Source organism: Woeseia oceani (assembly GCF_001677435.1).
Classification (GTDB): domain Bacteria; phylum Pseudomonadota; class Gammaproteobacteria; order Steroidobacterales; family Woeseiaceae; genus Woeseia; species Woeseia oceani.
In genome coordinates this window covers 2,712,304-2,729,096 of the sequence record NZ_CP016268.1, presented here as the reverse complement: position 1 = coordinate 2,729,096, position 16,793 = coordinate 2,712,304, and the positions used below count along the sequence as shown (strand labels likewise).

14 protein-coding genes are annotated in these 16,793 nt (G+C 58.6%); 6 read left to right on the top strand and 8 right to left on the bottom strand.

Annotated elements, in window-relative coordinates; all coding sequences use genetic code 11:
- Positions 1-74 precede the first annotated feature (74 nt).
- From BA177_RS12275 to BA177_RS12265, 3 genes are all read right to left on the bottom strand, one after another.
- Positions 75-536 (bottom strand): DUF2231 domain-containing protein, encoded by a 462-nt coding sequence (locus BA177_RS12275; RefSeq protein ID WP_068616604.1) that lies wholly within the window; start codon positions 534-536, stop codon positions 75-77.
- On the bottom strand, positions 533-871 hold the full coding sequence (locus BA177_RS12270) for a hypothetical protein (RefSeq protein WP_068616602.1): 339 nt from the start codon (positions 869-871) through the stop codon (positions 533-535). Before BA177_RS12270 ends, BA177_RS12275 begins: the two co-directional genes overlap by 4 nt.
- Before the next feature lie 116 nt (positions 872-987).
- On the bottom strand, positions 988-2,355 hold the full coding sequence (locus BA177_RS12265) for a mechanosensitive ion channel family protein (protein WP_082990083.1): 1,368 nt from the start codon (positions 2,353-2,355) through the stop codon (positions 988-990).
- Between the two features lie 272 nt (positions 2,356-2,627).
- Here BA177_RS12265 and BA177_RS12260 point away from each other — a divergent pair, with 272 nt between their 5' ends.
- Positions 2,628-4,802 carry a malate synthase G gene (locus tag BA177_RS12260; RefSeq protein ID WP_068616600.1) on the top strand — a complete coding sequence of 725 codons (2,175 nt, stop codon included), beginning with the start codon at positions 2,628-2,630 and terminating at the stop codon, positions 4,800-4,802.
- A 27-nt stretch (positions 4,803-4,829) separates the two neighbouring features.
- Here BA177_RS12260 and BA177_RS18630 read toward each other — a convergent pair whose 3' ends face one another.
- Both BA177_RS18630 and BA177_RS12255 read right to left on the bottom strand, forming a co-directional pair.
- The gene (locus BA177_RS18630) at positions 4,830-5,009 is read right to left on the bottom strand and encodes a hypothetical protein (RefSeq protein WP_156762807.1); all 180 of its coding nucleotides are present in this window, start codon (positions 5,007-5,009) and stop codon (positions 4,830-4,832) included.
- A 266-nt stretch (positions 5,010-5,275) separates the two neighbouring features.
- Positions 5,276-5,482: a hypothetical protein gene (locus tag BA177_RS12255; protein ID WP_068616598.1), complete on the bottom strand. Its 207-nt coding sequence runs from the start codon at positions 5,480-5,482 to the stop codon at positions 5,276-5,278.
- A gap of 183 nt (positions 5,483-5,665) precedes the next feature.
- Between BA177_RS12255 and BA177_RS12250 the strand changes: the two genes are divergently transcribed.
- On the top strand, positions 5,666-6,226 hold the full coding sequence (locus BA177_RS12250; protein WP_068619306.1) for an ECF-type sigma factor: 561 nt from the start codon (positions 5,666-5,668) through the stop codon (positions 6,224-6,226).
- Positions 6,207-8,936 (top strand): tetratricopeptide repeat protein, encoded by a 2,730-nt coding sequence (locus BA177_RS12245; protein WP_068616596.1) that lies wholly within the window; start codon positions 6,207-6,209, stop codon positions 8,934-8,936. Before BA177_RS12250 ends, BA177_RS12245 begins: the two co-directional genes overlap by 20 nt.
- 309 nt (positions 8,937-9,245) lie before the next feature.
- On the opposite strand, the gene BA177_RS12240 is transcribed toward BA177_RS12245, so the two are convergent.
- Positions 9,246-10,562 carry a M24 family metallopeptidase gene (locus BA177_RS12240; protein ID WP_068616595.1) on the bottom strand — a complete coding sequence of 439 codons (1,317 nt, stop codon included), beginning with the start codon at positions 10,560-10,562 and terminating at the stop codon, positions 9,246-9,248.
- A gap of 163 nt (positions 10,563-10,725) precedes the next feature.
- On the opposite strand from BA177_RS12240, the gene BA177_RS12235 reads away from it, so the two are divergent.
- Positions 10,726-11,883 carry a trans-sulfuration enzyme family protein gene (locus BA177_RS12235; RefSeq protein WP_068619304.1) on the top strand — a complete coding sequence of 386 codons (1,158 nt, stop codon included), beginning with the start codon at positions 10,726-10,728 and terminating at the stop codon, positions 11,881-11,883.
- Between the two features lie 27 nt (positions 11,884-11,910).
- On the opposite strand, the gene BA177_RS12230 is transcribed toward BA177_RS12235, so the two are convergent.
- On the bottom strand, positions 11,911-13,167 hold the full coding sequence (locus BA177_RS12230; RefSeq protein WP_156762806.1) for an MFS transporter: 1,257 nt from the start codon (positions 13,165-13,167) through the stop codon (positions 11,911-11,913).
- Between the two features lie 31 nt (positions 13,168-13,198).
- Positions 13,199-14,230 (bottom strand): COX15/CtaA family protein, encoded by a 1,032-nt coding sequence (locus BA177_RS12225; RefSeq protein WP_082990314.1) that lies wholly within the window; start codon positions 14,228-14,230, stop codon positions 13,199-13,201.
- Between the two features lie 144 nt (positions 14,231-14,374).
- On the opposite strand from BA177_RS12225, the gene BA177_RS12220 reads away from it, so the two are divergent.
- Both BA177_RS12220 and BA177_RS12215 read left to right on the top strand, forming a co-directional pair.
- On the top strand, positions 14,375-15,529 hold the full coding sequence (locus BA177_RS12220) for an alpha-hydroxy acid oxidase (protein ID WP_068616589.1): 1,155 nt from the start codon (positions 14,375-14,377) through the stop codon (positions 15,527-15,529).
- Positions 15,530-15,593: 64 nt separating this feature from the next.
- Complete coding sequence (locus BA177_RS12215) at positions 15,594-16,697, top strand: YeiH family protein (protein ID WP_068616587.1); 1,104 nt, start codon at positions 15,594-15,596, stop codon at positions 16,695-16,697.
- The last annotated feature ends 96 nt before the right edge of the window (positions 16,698-16,793 follow it).

Sequence of the window (16,793 nt, the reverse complement as noted above, 5' to 3'; positions counted from 1 at the left end):
GGATCCATAGAGAATGCGAAGTTGCATGGTAAACAATAGTACAGGGGAAAAGGGTTCAGGCCCCTGATTTTTCTCTACCACTCTTCCTGCCTTAGCACCACCAACCGCCCACCAACGTGCGCGCCGACCACCATCAACAGCAACCCAAGCACCGTTATGCCAGTGCGTAATCCGGGCGGTGTATCAATCACGCTCGCACCCGGTTGCGTCAGGCCCACAATCAGGAAGCAAAGAAACGTGCTGCCCATCAGCAGCATGTGGCGGTTGGCTGTTGCCATCACTGCCGGTTCCTCGGGTAGTTGCGAATACTCGAGCATTCCGGCGAGCAGGGCGATGGTCGCGATCGCGAGACCGAGCCAGACCAGCACGTAAATCGCGGCCGCGGTATTGATCCCTGCCAGCTCCGGGCCGTCCCTGAACGTCTCCGTCAATTCGAGCAGGGCGGCGGCCGTCCAGGCGCTGACCGGGAAGTGCACCAGCGCCGCGTGCAACCGCAAGCGGACCGGCGGTTTTGGCTCAGTCTCGCCTTCGCTCATAGCAATGTCGTTATGAGAGTCAGTACACCGACGGCCGCAACGGCCGCATGCACGAGCACTACCGCCGTGGGTGCTACTTTCTTGCGCGCGTGTATCGACGCCAGGTAGAAACCGCCGAGCGCGGCGACCACGAGGATGCCGAGCGCCGCCGCCACGCGGGAATTCGCCGGGCCGTTGACAACGGCAAACAACAGCAGCACGAGGCCGGTCGCGCCAAGAGCCGCGTGCAACAGGGACAAAGCCCAGGGCGCGAGCTGGCCTTTGAGTATTTTCATCGCCATTACCAGGCCGCCGAGCGCGGCAATGACGAACACGATGAGTGCGTAAGTGGTCATGTTTATGCTCCTTGGTGGATCGCGAACCCGCAAAGGGCGAACTCACGGTCACGCGCAAGGATGCAGTTCGTTGGAAAAAGGTTCCCGGGGAACCGAGTCGCCTTTAGTAGCCGCGATCACTCCACCGGCTTGCTCTGATCCAGCAGGTCGGTGCCGCTGTCCTGCTCCCGTTCCTCAGAGATCATCTTTTCCAGATGATCGTCCGGACGGGTGTCGAGTACCGCGTCGGCGGCGTCGGATTTCATCACCCTCGACGATTCGGATATGCGCAATCTTGAGGTGGCTTCAAGGTTTGCTGCTGCCGCCGAGTCATCAAACCGTATGCGGTAGACAGGTTCCGGCAGCGTAAAGCCCTTGGCTTCCAGCGCATCTTTCGCTGCGCGTATCGCGAGGCTTCTGCCGCGGCCGAAGTCGGTTTCTTTCTGATCCAGCCAGGCGCCAAACCAGATGACGATGTTGGAATCGCCCACTGTTTCAATCTTCGCGGAAGGGCCGGGTTCTTTCAGCACAAAATCCAGTTCTTCAATCGCCGCTACACCGGTGTTGATTGCGGCCAGTGGATCGTCGTTTGCATCAATCCCCAGTTCGAACGTAAAGCGGCGTTCCGGGTTGCGGGAGTAGTTCAGGATGACGGCTTTGAAGACGTCGGAGTTGGGAATGCGCAAATGATTACCGTCCGTGGTCATCAGAATGGTGGCACGTGAGGTCAGGCGGACAACGATGCCTTCGTGTTGATTCACCACGACGTGATCGCCGGCACGAAACGGCTGGCGCAGGCTGAGCATGATGCTGGAGATGTAATTCTCGAGCGTGTCGCGCACGGCAAAACCGATGGCCAGGCCAATGACACCGGCACCGCCCAATATCGTGCCTATCAACGCGGACGCGCCCATCAGGTCGAGCGCAATAACCAGGCCGATGAAAAACGCGATGATACGCACCGCTTGTGCCAGCAGATCGCCGAGGAAAGGGTTCGGCGCAATCCGGTACCACAGTGATTGCCAGCGCGCGAGACGGTGACCCAGCCAGGCCACGACAATCAGTATCGTCAGTGCGATGGCCAACAGCGGCAATGCGCGTTGAAAATCGCGGGCACTTTGTTTCAGGTCGTCGACGACCGGCGCGAGGTTGCCTTCAACATCCAGTGTGCGTGCAATGTCGTCTTCGAGCGTGACAACGCCCGCTACACGTTCGGCCAGTTCCACGGCACGTCGTGCCTGTGCTTCGTTTGCCGTTTGGCCGCCTAGAGTGACGACGCCTTCCTGCACCTCCACAGAGACATCACTTAGTGACTCGATCTGCGAGTAGATTTTCTCGATACGTTGCTCAATAGCCGCATCGCGATTTTCTGTCGCATCGACATCGATGACGCGTTGTTCAACCTCGGGCTGCGATTCCGCATTCTGCTGCGCTGTTGCAGAAATGGCCCAGCAGCCAATGAGACTGGCGAGGATCAATCTGTGCGCGAACCGAACAGGCAGCATGCAAACTCCGATAGTCAATGAATATGAATTGCATCCAGTCTACCTTGCCGGGTAATCGTGCGTCACGGCTGATGCGCGGCCCCGGTGATTGCCGGAACACGGCATAGCGGCGCTCCGGACAAGTTTCGACAGGCGGCAACGCCGACCGACTGAACTGCACCAACATTGGACAACGGCTCGGTGCCCGGTTAATTCGCAACAACAGCCGACGATAGGCATTATGATGTCCATACCGTTGACCCCTGAAATAAGAATTGAGCAAGATTGCCGTTATGACCGAATCAACGACCTGCAACCTGACGATCAATGACCAGTTCCGCTCCTTTGTAGAGAATGACCTGTTGCCGGCGACCGATATATCGGCAGAGCACTTCTGGAGCGGCTTGCAGACGCTTATTGACGATCTCACGCCCATCAACCGGCAACTGCTCGCTGAGCGTGACGCCTTGCAGGAAAAAATTGATGCCTGGCATTCGGCGCGTGCCGGCCAGTCGTGGAATGCGGATGAGTACCGCGCGTTTCTCGAAGAGATTGGCTACCTGCAGCCAGCAGGCAAAGCGTTTGAAATTGACACGCAGAACGTTGATCCCGAGATCGCGAGCATCGCCGGACCGCAGCTGGTGGTACCGGTCAGCAATGCGCGCTTCGCACTGAATGCTGCGAACGCACGCTGGGGCAGTTTGTACGATGCGCTTTACGGCACGGACGTGATTTCGTCTGACAATGGGCGTGCGGCCGGTCGTGGGTATAACCCGCAGCGCGGCGCTGCCGTGATTCGTTATGCCGAAGAGTTTCTTGACCGTACCGTGCCGTTGGCCGAGGGCAGTCATACTGATGTTGTTAAGTACCAACCGGTCGAGGTCGAGTCGGGTTCCGAGCTGACCATTACTCTGGAGAACGGCAACGAAACGAGGCTTGCAGACCCGCAGCAGTACGTCGGGCATTTCTTCGGTGACGATGAGCAACGGCTGTTGTTACGCAATAACGGTTTGCATCTCGAAATTCACATCGACCGTTCTAACCCGGTAGGGAGTCAATCGCCGTCCGGTGTTTGTGACATTGTCATGGAATCCGCTCTGACGACTATTCAGGACTGTGAAGACTCAGTCGCCGCGGTTGACGCGGCGGACAAGATCGCCGTGTACCGCAACTGGCTCGGCCTGATGAGTGGCACGCTCACCGCTACGTTTAAGAAAGGCGGAGAAGACGTCGTTCGCGAGTTGCAACCGGACCGTGATTATCTCGGAGCGGACGGCAACCCCGTCATCCTGTCCGGCCGCAGCCTTATGCTGGTGCGCAATGTCGGTCACCTGATGACCACTGATGCGCTGCTGGATAGCAATGGCGACGAAGTATTCGAAGGCATACTCGATGCCGTCATAACCACCGCGTGCGCTATTGTCGATCTGAAGCAAAGCGGCAAGCACCGGAACAGCCGCACCGGCAGCGTTTACATCGTCAAGCCCAAGATGCACGGACCGGCCGAAGCCGCGTTCGCCAACACGCTGTTTGATCGTGTAGAAGACCTGCTCGGTCTGGAACGTCACACCGTCAAAATCGGCGTGATGGACGAAGAGCGGCGCACGACCGTTAACCTTGCCGAATGCATACGCGCCGTACGTCATCGAATCGTATTCATCAACACCGGTTTTCTGGATCGTACCGGCGATGAAATTCACACGAGCATGCTGGCCGGACCGGTTTTGCGCAAAGAAGCGATCAAGCTGGAACCGTGGATACAGGCTTACGAGGACTGGAACGTGGACATCGGCATACGTTGCGGCTTCCCGGGGCGCGCGCAGATCGGCAAAGGCATGTGGCCGAAGCCGGATGAAATGCAGCAGATGGTCGATACCAAAGCGGCGCACCCGAAGGCGGGCGCCAATTGCGCGTGGGTACCGTCACCAACCGCAGCCACCTTGCACGCAATGCACTATCACGAAGTCGATGTTGCCGCGCGTCAAAGAGAACTGGCGAAGCGTCCGCTGGCGAGTATCGACGCCATACTGCAACCGCCGCTGGGCTCGGCCGCATCTTTGAGTGCGGACGATATTCAAGCGGAACTGGATAACAACGCACAGGGCATACTCGGTTACGTGGTGCGCTGGATAGACATGGGCGTGGGTTGTTCCAAGGTGCCGGATATCAATGATGTTGGTTTGATGGAAGACCGCGCGACGTTGCGGATATCCAGTCAGCATATCGCTAACTGGCTCATGCACGGCGTCTGCGACCGGCCACAAGTCATGGAGACGATGAAGCGCATGGCCGTGGTGGTGGACAAGCAAAACGCAGAGGATCCTGCGTACCGGCCAATGGCCGCCGATTTTGACGCGAGCATCGCGTTCAAAGCCGCCTGCGACCTGGTGTTCAAAGGTGCAGAGCAGCCGAACGGCTATACCGAACCCTTGCTACACCGGCACCGACGAGCGTACAAGCAGCGCTAGCACCGACCTCGGCCGCCGCCTGTCGAACTAACCTTTTCTGGCCACAGCCTGGTCGCGCCGGAAGCGTCCGGACGGCTGCGCCTGCCGGGCCGCTTTCAGGTATTCGGCGTGTTTTAGCCAGTATTCGTAGGGATTGAATCCCAGGGCGTCACTTTGCTTATTGGCGTGATCAACCGTGCACAGGTTGTTGCACTTGTCGCTAGACATGCGTCGGGTCCTCGCTGACTGTTTGCTATTCCCCGGAATAGCGACAAGCAGGCGCGAATTCCCTCACGCCCGTGGCGCGCATTGCCGTCGTTGCGGAGTCAGTGCAAGACAGGCAGGAGGAACAGGGCGGGTCTGGTTACAAACGTTGCGGGAGCCCGGGTCGCGACGCCGGATCCGGCGTCGCTTGCCGTTAGTTTTGCGGTGAACGGTGCCGGCGGGTTTTTGACTTGGAGTATGTCAAAAGCGCGATAAGTGGTCAGTAAGGATCAGCTATGGAGTTTCTGGTGGGCTGTATTCAGGGTGGATTCCATGCTGATTGCGGACTTTTGCATGGAAACGCGGTTTTCATCGCAGCAGAAGCCGCCCGACAACAGCCAAAAAATCAGCATCGCGAGCAAGGTGCCGCCGAAAGCGCCGCCTGCTGAATACAGTGCTATGCGTCGTCCTTGTGGTGGCAAGTCTTGTTGAGCCATTGGGGGTCCCCTTGATTACGTTGGTTGTGTACGAATCCGCAGCGAACTGCCGATGCGGCAATCTGAAAGTGTAACCTGTCTTAATGTTATTGCCAGTGCCGAGTTTCACCAATCGAATTGCGTATGCGTTCCGTAAGTCTTTACTATCTGCACCCTCGCAGAAACTTCGCTTTGGGCAGCTTGATGAGTAAAGACAGTGCGGTAACGCTACTTTTGGGTGCATGGCAGAGCGGTGATCCCGACGCACTGGAAAAGCTGACGCCCATGGTCTACGAAGAGCTACGGCGTTTGGCACGTCGATACATGAGCAGCGAACGGGCGGACCACACTTTGCAGGCGACGGCACTGGTCAACGAGGCGTTCTTGCGGCTCGCGGGCAGTGATGTGGAGTGGGCGAACCGTGCGCACTTTTACGCGATCGCCGCGCGCATGATGCGCCGCATACTGATTGATCACGCGAAAGCCAACCGTAGCGGCAAACGCGGTGGTGGCGCGCTAAAGGTTGAACTCAGTGAAGAACACGGCGCGTCGCAACGAGATTCACTTGATATTCTGGAGGTTGACCGGCTGCTGAACCGCATGGCCGAACTCGATGCCCGCAAAGCGGATGTGCTGGCGCTGCATTACTTTGGCGGTTTGACCTACGACGAGATCAGCGCGTCGCTGGATATTTCGGCCGCCACGGTTGATCGCGATCTGCGGCTTGGCAAAGCCTGGTTGCACCATGAGCTTGAAAACAGTTGATCTGACGCCGGCGCGCTGGGCGCGCGTCGAAGAGCTGTTCGATGCGGCGGCGGAGTTGCCGGAATCGGAACGGGACGCGTACCTGCAAAGCGCGTGTCAGGGAGACCCCGAGCTGCGCGCGTACATCAAATCCTTGCTCAAGACGGATCTCGCGCAGGTCACCGTGATTGAAGATGCCATTCGCGGCGCGCTGGGCAAGGCAATGGACGGATTGGGCGAGCGTGATCACGGCGCCGGTGAACGCGTTGGTCCTTACCGAATCGAGCGGACCATTGGTGCGGGCGGCATGGGTGTTGTCTACCTGGCTGAACGCGACGACAAGCAGTTCGAACAACAGGTGGCCATCAAGCTCGTTCGGCAGCGTCTACTGGATCCGGAAGTCGAACACCGGCTGGTAGCCGAGCGACAAATTCTCGCCGACCTCGATCACCCGAACATTGCCCGCTTGTTTGACGGCGGCACAATGCCGGACGGTACGCCGTACCTGGTGATGGAATACATCGATGGCGTACCGATCGACGACTATTGCGACCAGAACTGCCTGGACATTGCCGCACGTTTGCGGCTATTTCGCACGGTTTGTACGGCGATCCACTACGCGCATCAGAATCTGGTAGTCCACCGTGACATCAAACCCAGCAATATACTGGTGACGCCCGAAGGTGTGCCCAAGCTGCTCGATTTCGGTATTGCGCGGCTGCTGGATGCGAGTGGTGATGCAACCGCTGGCATTACGCGTGAAGGCGCGGTGATTCTGACGCCGGAGAACGCGGCACCGGAACAGGTGCGCGGGGAACCGATTACCACGGCGACTGATACTTACGCGCTCGGTGTGCTGCTGTATCGCTTGTTGACCGGCTGCCCGCCTTACCAGGTCAGCATGAGTCGACCCACTGAAATCCCGGCCATCATCTGCGACGTCGAGCCCATGGCGCCGAGCCAGAAAGTCCGGCAGCTTACCCGGCCATTGCCGAGTGGAAATCTGGCTCCCGACGCGCGTGCAGTGCTGGCGTCGCGAGGCTTGGCCGCGGATCGTCTTGCGCGTCGCTTGCAAGGCGATGTCGACAACATCGTCCTGATGGCGTTGCGCAAGGAGCCGCAACGCCGTTATCGCACGGTCAATGAGTTTGCCGGCGATATCGAACGGCACCTGTCATCGCACCCGGTGCTGGCACGCGCGGATACCTGGCACTACCGGACTTCCCGGTTCGTCCGTCGTCACGTAGCGGCAGTGTCGATGGCGGCAACATTGAGTGTGCTGCTGGTAATGTTTGCGGTGACCACCAGTGTGCAGAACAAGCGTATCGCCGAACAACGCGATACCGCGCTCGAAATCTCCGCGTTTCTGGAAGACATCTTTCGCGAACCCGACCCGGGCAATGCACGCGGTGCCAGCATCACCGCGCGTGAAATTCTGGAGAAAGGCGCAGGGAGGATCAGCAGCCAGCTCGGCGATCGCCCGGCCATTCAAGCGACCTTGATGAGTACTATCGGCCGGGTGTACTACAATCTCGGCGAGTACGACCAGTCGGTGGAGTTATTGCAGGAGTCATTACGAATTCGTCGTGATGTACTGAACGATCAGGAAGGGGAAGTTGCTGTGACCAAAAATGAACTCGCTGCCACCTTGATGGAAAAGGCGGAATTCGACGAAGCTTTGCGATTGCTAAATGAGGCTATCGACGAGAACCGCCAGCTCAAAGGGGCGCGTAACCCGGACCTTGCCAGCAACTATTTTCACGTTGCGGAGGTTTATCAGGCCACCGGCAACATAGAGCAGGCCGAAGAATACGCGCGCAACAGTATCGACATGTTCACGTCGCTGGGCGGACAACACGATATGGAAGTCGCCGAAGGTAAAAACCTTCTGGCAAGAATCCTTCAGCGTCGTAACGCATTGGATGAGGCGGACGTGCTGCTTCGCGATGCGATTGATCTCGTTGAACGTACGTCCGGCAGCGACCATCCTCTGTTGGCTTATTACTCGCAGAACTACGCGGTCCTTTTGCAAAGCAAAGGCGAACTCGACAAAGCGGAGGCCACGTACTACGAAGCGATCTCGATCACCCGCAAGATACTCGGGGACGATCACTCGCTGCTGGGCGGTTCTCTGGTCATGCTTGGGCGTTTATTGCATACGCGTGAAGAATTTGACGAGGCGGAGATCGCGTTCCGCGATGCCTTGCGTGTGCACCGCAATGCTCACGGCGAGACCCACCCGTTTGTAGGCTACGACAAAGTCAGTCTGGGCATGTTGCTGCACGACATGGACAAGCTGGATGAAGCCGAACAGCAGATTCGGGAGGCGCTCGGCATCTACGAGCAATCGCTGGGTGCTGAGCACCAGTACATTGCTTCCGCACTGACGGCACTCTGCGCGATCATGAACGACGCGGGGCGGGCTGACGAGGGCCGCGAGTTGATTGAACGTGCGTTGACGATTCGGCGTAAAGACTACGATGAAAAACACCCATTGCTCGCCTCGACCTTGAGTGTCGCAGGCCGCAACCTGGCGTTACTCGGGGATAACGAAGTGGCGGAGCCGCTCTTGCGCGACAGCCTCAATGTGCTGCAGGAGCAGGACGGAACCGACAGCCAACGAGTGCGTCGGATACGCGGATGGCTGCGCGAACTCTACGCTGCCATGGGCCAGCCGGAGCGGGCGGAGCGCTATCGGGAATCACCGGTTGCGGCTGCGAAGCCCGAATAAGCGGCCGGGGTCAAAGCGATCCGGTTCGGACCTTGGCACAAACCCGGTTCTCAGTGCGTGATGGCAAGTTGCTGCTGCAAGACCAGGTGTTGGCCTCGCCGATCATTTCTCTGCTGCATACAAGCAACGGGTGACGATCATTCCGCCCGGTGGTTGTACGTGGTCTGTGCATGACTTGTTACCAAACGATGTTACCCGCGTGGCCGTTTGCCCAATCAATGCCCGGTTGTGGTTGCCGAGCAGTGCTAATTCATACGGGTAAGTAGACGAACCGCCGTCGGCTGACGGCAGTTCATACACATTCCGGGCTTAGCGGATCAACAGCACTTTCTGGTTCACGGGGTAAAGCCATTCAACTCCACGCGCAGTGACGATCGCATTGTCTTCCAGCGGGATGCGCAATTTCTTACCGCCCCATTCAGGGATCGCGGTATAGGCGAACAACTCGATGGAGAACAAATTGGTTTCTTTGATTTCGTAGGTCAGACGTTCCGGATTAAACCACGCGATAGACGGCCCAATGCCATGGCCCAGATTACCCACCGAATGACAGCCAATGATGACGTCAATGTCGTCCGGGTTATCTGTCGGCGTATTTGCCTTTGCCATCACTGTGAAACCGGCTTCGGTTATGCGTTTGTTCAGGAGTTCCAGCGTCTCGCCCGCCGTGCGCCCGGCCTTGATGTTGTTCTTCAGTAAATCGCGTACTGCGCGGCCGTTGTCAAAAGCTTTCTGCATGCTCTCGGGCAAGTGCGTTTCGCCTTCCTTCAGCACGTAGGCATGGCGTTTCATGTCCGTGTAAAAGTTCAGGTAGCCAACACCCCAGTCGATCGCCAGAAAATCGCCGCGTTGAATAACGTGATCGTTGGACAACGCCACAAAACCATCCGGGCCGGTGATGTACACCGACGGCATGCCGAACGACGTGCCGAGATTGTTCTTGAATTGCTGTTCGTGCATCCACCAGGCAACGTCGGCCAGCGTTGTTCTTCCGGGCGTAATCACTTCGTTGGAGAACGCGCGCTCCGCAATCTCACGGGACTTTTCACCCGCCCAGGCAAAGGCCGCTATTTCTGTAGCCACCCGGCGTGAACGAAAATCGGACGCGAGCTTTTGCGCCGAAACAAAGCGTTTGCTGTATTTCGAGCCCAGCGTGTCGGAGAGTTTCAGGAAGGCGGTGTGGGTCAGTCCGTCTGCGGCGCCGATGTGCTCCGAGTAGTTCAATGCAATGCGTTTCGGATCACGATCGGCCACAAATTTTTCGAGATCGTTGGCGTTGCCGAAGATGTCATAGGCGCCGTTCTCTTCGACCAGGTAGGTCTCTACACCGAGGATGGCGCGCTCGATGCGGTCGCCGCCGCGGTCGGTAAAGATGTAATAGCCCCAGCTGCCCGTGTAGCCTTTGCCGAAGTCTTCGGTCAATGGATCTTCATAGCCTTCGCGGTTCACTGTGATCCACATGTCGACCTTGTTTTCGCGCATGACTTCCGGCAGTACGAGGTCAAATTTCTCCTGGCGAATCTGGTTCATCAGTTCCCAGCGGGTCTCGGCCTCGCCGGCCAGTACGCGGCTGAACAGGGTGCTGGCGAGCAGTGCGGCCAGTGAAATCGCGTATCGTAAATTCATGGTTTTCCTCGTTATTGTCAGTTCCGACAGCGCTTCCGGGCAGCCGGCGAGCCACGCGTGTTGAGCCTGTGCTGGCGATCAGTTGTGCATACTTCCGGAACGGGGGAGTGTGTATGATATCGGCCAGCAAGCACAGTATTCACCGAGAAATCAGGAGATGTTCATGCGCTTTCGCAGCAAGCAGGTCCACGCTGGAGTTACCCCCGACCCGACCACCGGCGCGATACTCACGCCGATCTACCAATCGACGACCTTCGTTCAGGAATCGGTCGATACCTATCTCGCGAAAGGCTACTCCTATTCTCGCTCCGGCAACCCGACCGTCCGCGCGCTGGAGAAAAAACTCGCAGTGCTGGAAGGCGGTGCGGACGCAACCTGTTTCACCACCGGCATGTCAGCCGTGCACGGCACGATGCTCGCGTTTCTCAGCGCAGGTGACCACGCCATTATTTCCGATGTCGCGTACGGCGGTACCTACCGTTTGTGCACCAAGGTGCTGAACCGTTTTGGTATTGATTTTACGTTCGCGGATACGGCCGACCCGGCTGCTGTTAAAGCCGCCGTGCGCAAGAACACGAAGTTGTTCCTGACCGAAACGCCGGCCAATCCAACGATGAAGCTCTCCGACATCGCGGCCATTTCCGAGATCGCACAGGCGGCCAAGGCCGTGCACGTCGTGGACAATACCTTCCTGACGCCGTGTTACCAGCAAGCGCTTGAGCTCGGTGCGGACCTGTCGCTGCACAGCACGACGAAGTATTTCGATGGCCACAATGCAACGGTCGGCGGCGCTGTTATCGCCAAGACCAAAGAACTCGATGAGAAGCTGCGCTTCATTCAGAACAGCACCGGCTCAATCATGTCGCCGCAGGTGGCGTGGCTGACCTTGCAGGGTTGCAAAACCTTGTCCGTGCGCATGGATCAGCAATCGGCGAACGCGATGGCGATTGCCCGTTACCTCGAAAAGCACGACAAAGTTAAGCAAGTCGCTTACCCCGGACTGGAGTCCTTCAGTCAGCACGAACTGGCGAAGAAGCAGGCAAGCGGCTTTGGCGCGATGATGTGGTTCGAAGTGAAAGGCGGTGTCAAAGCCGGCAAGCAGCTGATGGACAACATCGAGCTGTGGACCTTGGCTGAGAATCTCGGTTCAGTGGAATCGCTGATTACCCATCCGGTCACCATGACACACGCCGCCGTTGAGAAAAAAGAGCGCGAACGCGTCGGTATTATTGACGGCCTGGTGCGTTTGTCGGTCGGCCTTGAAGACGCGGAAGATCTGATTGAAGCGTTGGAGAAAGCGCTCGCGGCTATCAAGGTTTAGTTCCCACCACGGCACGGCAGGCAGAACTCAGGTGGCTGGCTCGTCAGCCACCTCGTTGTGCGTTTCTTCTTCGTAGACCTGCGACATCGTACGCGCGGCGACCAGCGACTCGCTGAAATCAATATGCTCGGCATCCGGTGGTGCCGTACGTTGAGTGGTACGAAAGCCGATGTATATCGCGACCAGAATGTGCACGACGGCGGTGTGCAGGTACAAAGCCGTACTACTGGCATAGGTCATCGCGACACTGGCAATGAGCGGTCCGACAATCGCGCCAAGCCCGTAAACCAGCAACAAGCCGCTCGACACCATCACGTACTCACTCGGTTCGGCATGATCGTTGGTGTTGGCCACGGCAATGGCGTACTGCGGAAACGCGGCAGCGCCCCACGCAAAGCCCAGAATCGCGAATGTGGTCATGGATGTCGACTCGCCGCCAATAACAATGAGCAGGGCAATGAGGCTGGAGAAAATGGCACAGGCAATCATCATCGGGCGACGACCGACCCGGTCGGACAGCCAGCCGACCGGCCACTGCGAAACCGCGCCACCGATGACGCTGGCCGACATGAACCAGGCGGCCATGGAGAGATCGTCGGATACGGCGACGGCAACTGCGGGCGCCAGTGACCAGAACGCACCGTTGGCGAGGCCGCTGCAAAAACAGGTGACGGTACCGGCGGGCGAGATGAAAAACAGGCGGCGTAAGTCGACCTTGGCGCTGTGCGGCTGTTGTGGCCCTGGTGCTGTCGACAACACGACCGGAACAACCGCTACAGAAATGAGCACCGCGACGATACCAAACAGGTACAGCTCGAGCGGATCGTACATCAGCATCATCATCTGGCCGATGGCAAACACGCTCATCGTGATCATCACGTAGGTCGAGAACACCATGCCGCGGTTCTCGTTGGTCGAGACTTCGTTCAACCAGCTCTCAATTACGATGTACAACACGGCGAAACAGAAACCGGTCAGCGAGCGCAACGCGGTCCAGGTGATCGGTTCCAGTATCAGGCCGTGCAACAGCGGCGCGGCTGAGGCGATGGCGGTCATCGCCGCGAACACCCGAACGTGGCCGACTTTGGCAACCAGGTCGCCACCTTTGAGGCAGCCGAAGGTGAATCCCAGAAAGTAAGCACCGCCCATCACGCCGATGGACAGCGCGCTGAAGGATTCCAGCGAGGCGCGCACCGGCAGCAAGGTGCCTTGCAAGCCCTGGCCGGTGAGGAGCAAGGCGACTCCCAGCAACAAGGCAGCAACGGGCATGAGCGCGCTTTTCACGTCAGATAAACCTCACGAGCAAACCGCCGAATCAGACGCGGCGCAGACTGTGGCAAAGATACAGCGCTATTGTAAAGAGCAGCATTGCGACGGCCTGATGCGCCGCGCCCAGCACGATGGGAACCATGAGCAACAGGGTTGAGATGCCCAGCACGACCTGCAGTATCGCGGTATGCAGCAGTGCATTGACGCCGATGGCTATGCGCCGCGGTAGTTCAGCGCGGCGCATGCGCCACCAGTAAAGACAGACCATGGTGAACGTGGTGATCGCGAGGACCCGGTGGTCAAACTGGACTGTCGCGATGTTGTCGAAGAAATTTCGCCAGGCGGGTTCCAGCGCAAACAGGCCAGGCGGTATCCAGTAGTCGCCCATCATCGGGAACGTGTTGTAGATTTTGCCGGCCCGCAGCCCGGCGACAAAACCACCGGAAATAATCGTGACCAGTATCAGTACCGACAGCGCAAGGGTACGGCCGAACAACGGGTGTACGCTGCGTCCTTCGGCGGGGTAGAGCCGGCTGAGCGCCACCCACAGCATGAAACCGTAAATCATGAACGCGGCGACGAGATGGGCCGTCAAACGGTACTGACTGACCGCCGGGTTATCGACCAGCCCGCTCTTGACCATGTACCAGCCGAGTACGCCCTGCAGCCCGCCGAGCACGAACATCAGGGTGAATTTGGGGGTCTCGCTGCGGCGGATATAGCCGCGCGCCGCGAAATACAGAAACGGCAGCAGAAACGCCAGGCCGATGATCCGGCCGAGCAGGCGGTGCAAATATTCTAGCCAGAAAATACCTTTAAAATCATGCACATTCATGTGCGAATTGCTCTTCAGGTATTGCGGCGATTGCTGGTAGCGGGAAAATTCCTGGTCCCAAGCGGCGTCCGATAACGGCGGCAGCCAGCCGGTCGCCGGACGCCAGTCGACCATTGAGAGCCCGGATTCAGTCAAGCGGGTGAAGCCGCCGAGAACCACCATCGCGAACACCAGCGCACAGCAGATCAGCAGCCAGCGCGCGACCCGTTGATTACGTACCTGTTCGATTGTGAGAGTGTTCATGCGCCGGTCCGGTCGTGCCTGCATTTATCGCGCGCAATGGTAGCAGGCTTTCGCAACGCTTGAATCCCCGCAGGCAAAAGTTGCCGAACCCGGCATTGGTGTCTGTAAGATATGCGCCCTCAAATTGCGATTACCGGGGATAGCATGCGACTGCAACAGTGCTACAAGACTGACGATTTTCGACGGCTGGCGAAAAAGCGCCTGCCCGCGCCCATTTTTCACTACATCGATGGAGGTGCTGACGACGAAGTCACGCTGGGCCGCAATACCAGCGCGTTCGATGATGTGGATCTCGTGCCGAATGTGCTGGCCGGCATTGATAGTGTCGATATGTCGGTTGAAGTGCTCGGGCGCAAGCTCGACATGCCGCTGTTCATGTCGCCCACGGCCATGCAGCGCCTCTTTCATCACGAAGGGGAAACGGCACTGGCGCGCACGGCGGATAAACTCGGCACGATGTTTGGTGTTTCAACGCTCGGTACCCGCAGCATCGAAGAACTGGGTGCAATGAGCGCCGCGCCGAAGCTGTTTCAGATCTACGTGCACAATGACCCGGGGCTCACCACCAGCATGATCGAGCGTTGTCGCGAAGCGAAATTCGACGCGCTCGCGCTGACCGTGGACACCATCGTCGCCGGCAACCGCGAACGTGATTACCTGACCGGCATGACAACACCGCCGAAGCTGACACCGCGCAGCTTGCTCAGCTTCATGACCCACCCGAACTGGACGCTGAACTACCTGGCGCGTGAAAAATTCGACCTCCCGAACATATCGGCAAGCGTCGATGCCGGGTCGAAAGTACCGGTATCCGTGATGGAGTATCTGAACAAAGAGTTGAAACGCACGATCAGCTGGGACGATGCCGCGAATATGATCGCGGAGTGGGGCGGTCCTTTCGCCATCAAGGGCGTGATGTCCGTGGATGACGCCCGCCGCGCGGTCGACATCGGTGCAAGTGCCATCATGATTTCCAATCACGGCGGCCGGCAGCTCGACGGTTCGCGCTCACCGATCGATCAATTGCCCGCGATAGTCGATGCCGTCGGCGGCGATATCGAAATCATTGTCGACGGCGGCATTCGTCGTGGCACGCACGTCCTGAAGGCGCTGGCGATGGGCGCGACCGCCTGTTCCGGTGGCCGCCTGTACCTGTACGCGCTCGCGGCAGCGGGCTCACAAGGCGTGCGGCGGGCGATGAGCTTGTTGCAGAGCGAGATAGAACGCGGCATGTTGCTGATGGGCTGCAAGTCCATTGCCGACTTGCGACGAAACATGCTGGCGGTACGCAAGAAATAACTACCAATCGCACCGCCAAATCAGCGAGTAAGCGCTTGCTGCTTTCATAACCAGGGGAATTATCGTGGCGCAAGTCAGGAACGGACAATGGTGGGGTGGACTGGCCCTGGCGGTACTGGTGGCGTTTGCCGCCGGCTACGCGGCCGTTTGGGTGGGCGAATCCGTACTGGGTTTTGCGAAGAGCCCGATCAGCGACATCATGATGGCCATTATCATCGGCATGGTCATCGCCAATACCGTGACTTTGCCCGAGGGCGTCCGCGATGGCCTGCGGTTTTGTGCCAGCACCATCCTGCGCCTTGGCATCATGTTGCTCGGCATCCGCCTCAGCCTGCTCGGTGCTGGCCGCTTCACCCTCGTGGCGTTGCCGTTTGTCGTGGTTGCGATCGGCGTCGGGCTGATCACGGTCCGCTTCCTCGGGCAACGGCTCGGCCTTTCGCGCCAGCTTAGTGGACTGATTGCGGTCGGTACCAGCATTTGCGGCGCCACGGCGATTGTCGCGACAGCACCTTTGATTCGCGCGCGCGAAGCTGAAGTCAGTTACGCAATCGCCTGTATCACCGTGTTCGGCCTGGTCGCGATGTTTTGTTACCCGTACGTCGGCCACTGGTTGTTCGCCGATCAGCCGGCGATGGCCGGCCTGTTCCTCGGTACGTCTATCCACGAGACGGCCCAAGTGGCCGGTGCGGGCATGATGTACGAAGCGCAATACCAGTCGCCGGTGGCGCTGGATATCGCCACCGTAACGAAGCTGGTGCGCAACCTGTGCATGATTGCCGTCATTCCGCTCGTTGGCTTTTTGTACGCAAGCGAGGGCAAAGCGGCCAGCGACAAGCGGGTGTCGCTGTGGTCCATGGTGCCGTGGTTCATTATCGGTTTTGCCGCGATGTCTGCGCTGCGCACAGTCGGCGACCTCGGCGACCGGCCATTCGGTTTTCTTGCGCCCGAAGTATGGGACGGGACCGTGAGCTGGCTCCGCAGCGCCGCAGAACACTTTCTCCTGATCGCGATGGCTGCCGTCGGCCTGACCTCAATGTTCGCTGGCTTGCGTGAAATCGGGCCGCGGCCATTCCTGCTCGGCATGCTGGCAGCGGCGCTGATTGGCGCAGTAAGTCTGCTGATGATCGCGACGCTGGCGCCCACGATGTTCCGCTTGCTCGGAGTCTGATGCTGCAACGCGTGGCCGCTGTGGCAGGTTCGTTTGCACCGAAATGGCGCGCGATCCTGCGCCGGTCGCTTCAGTTTCGTAAAAAAACCGTTTTCC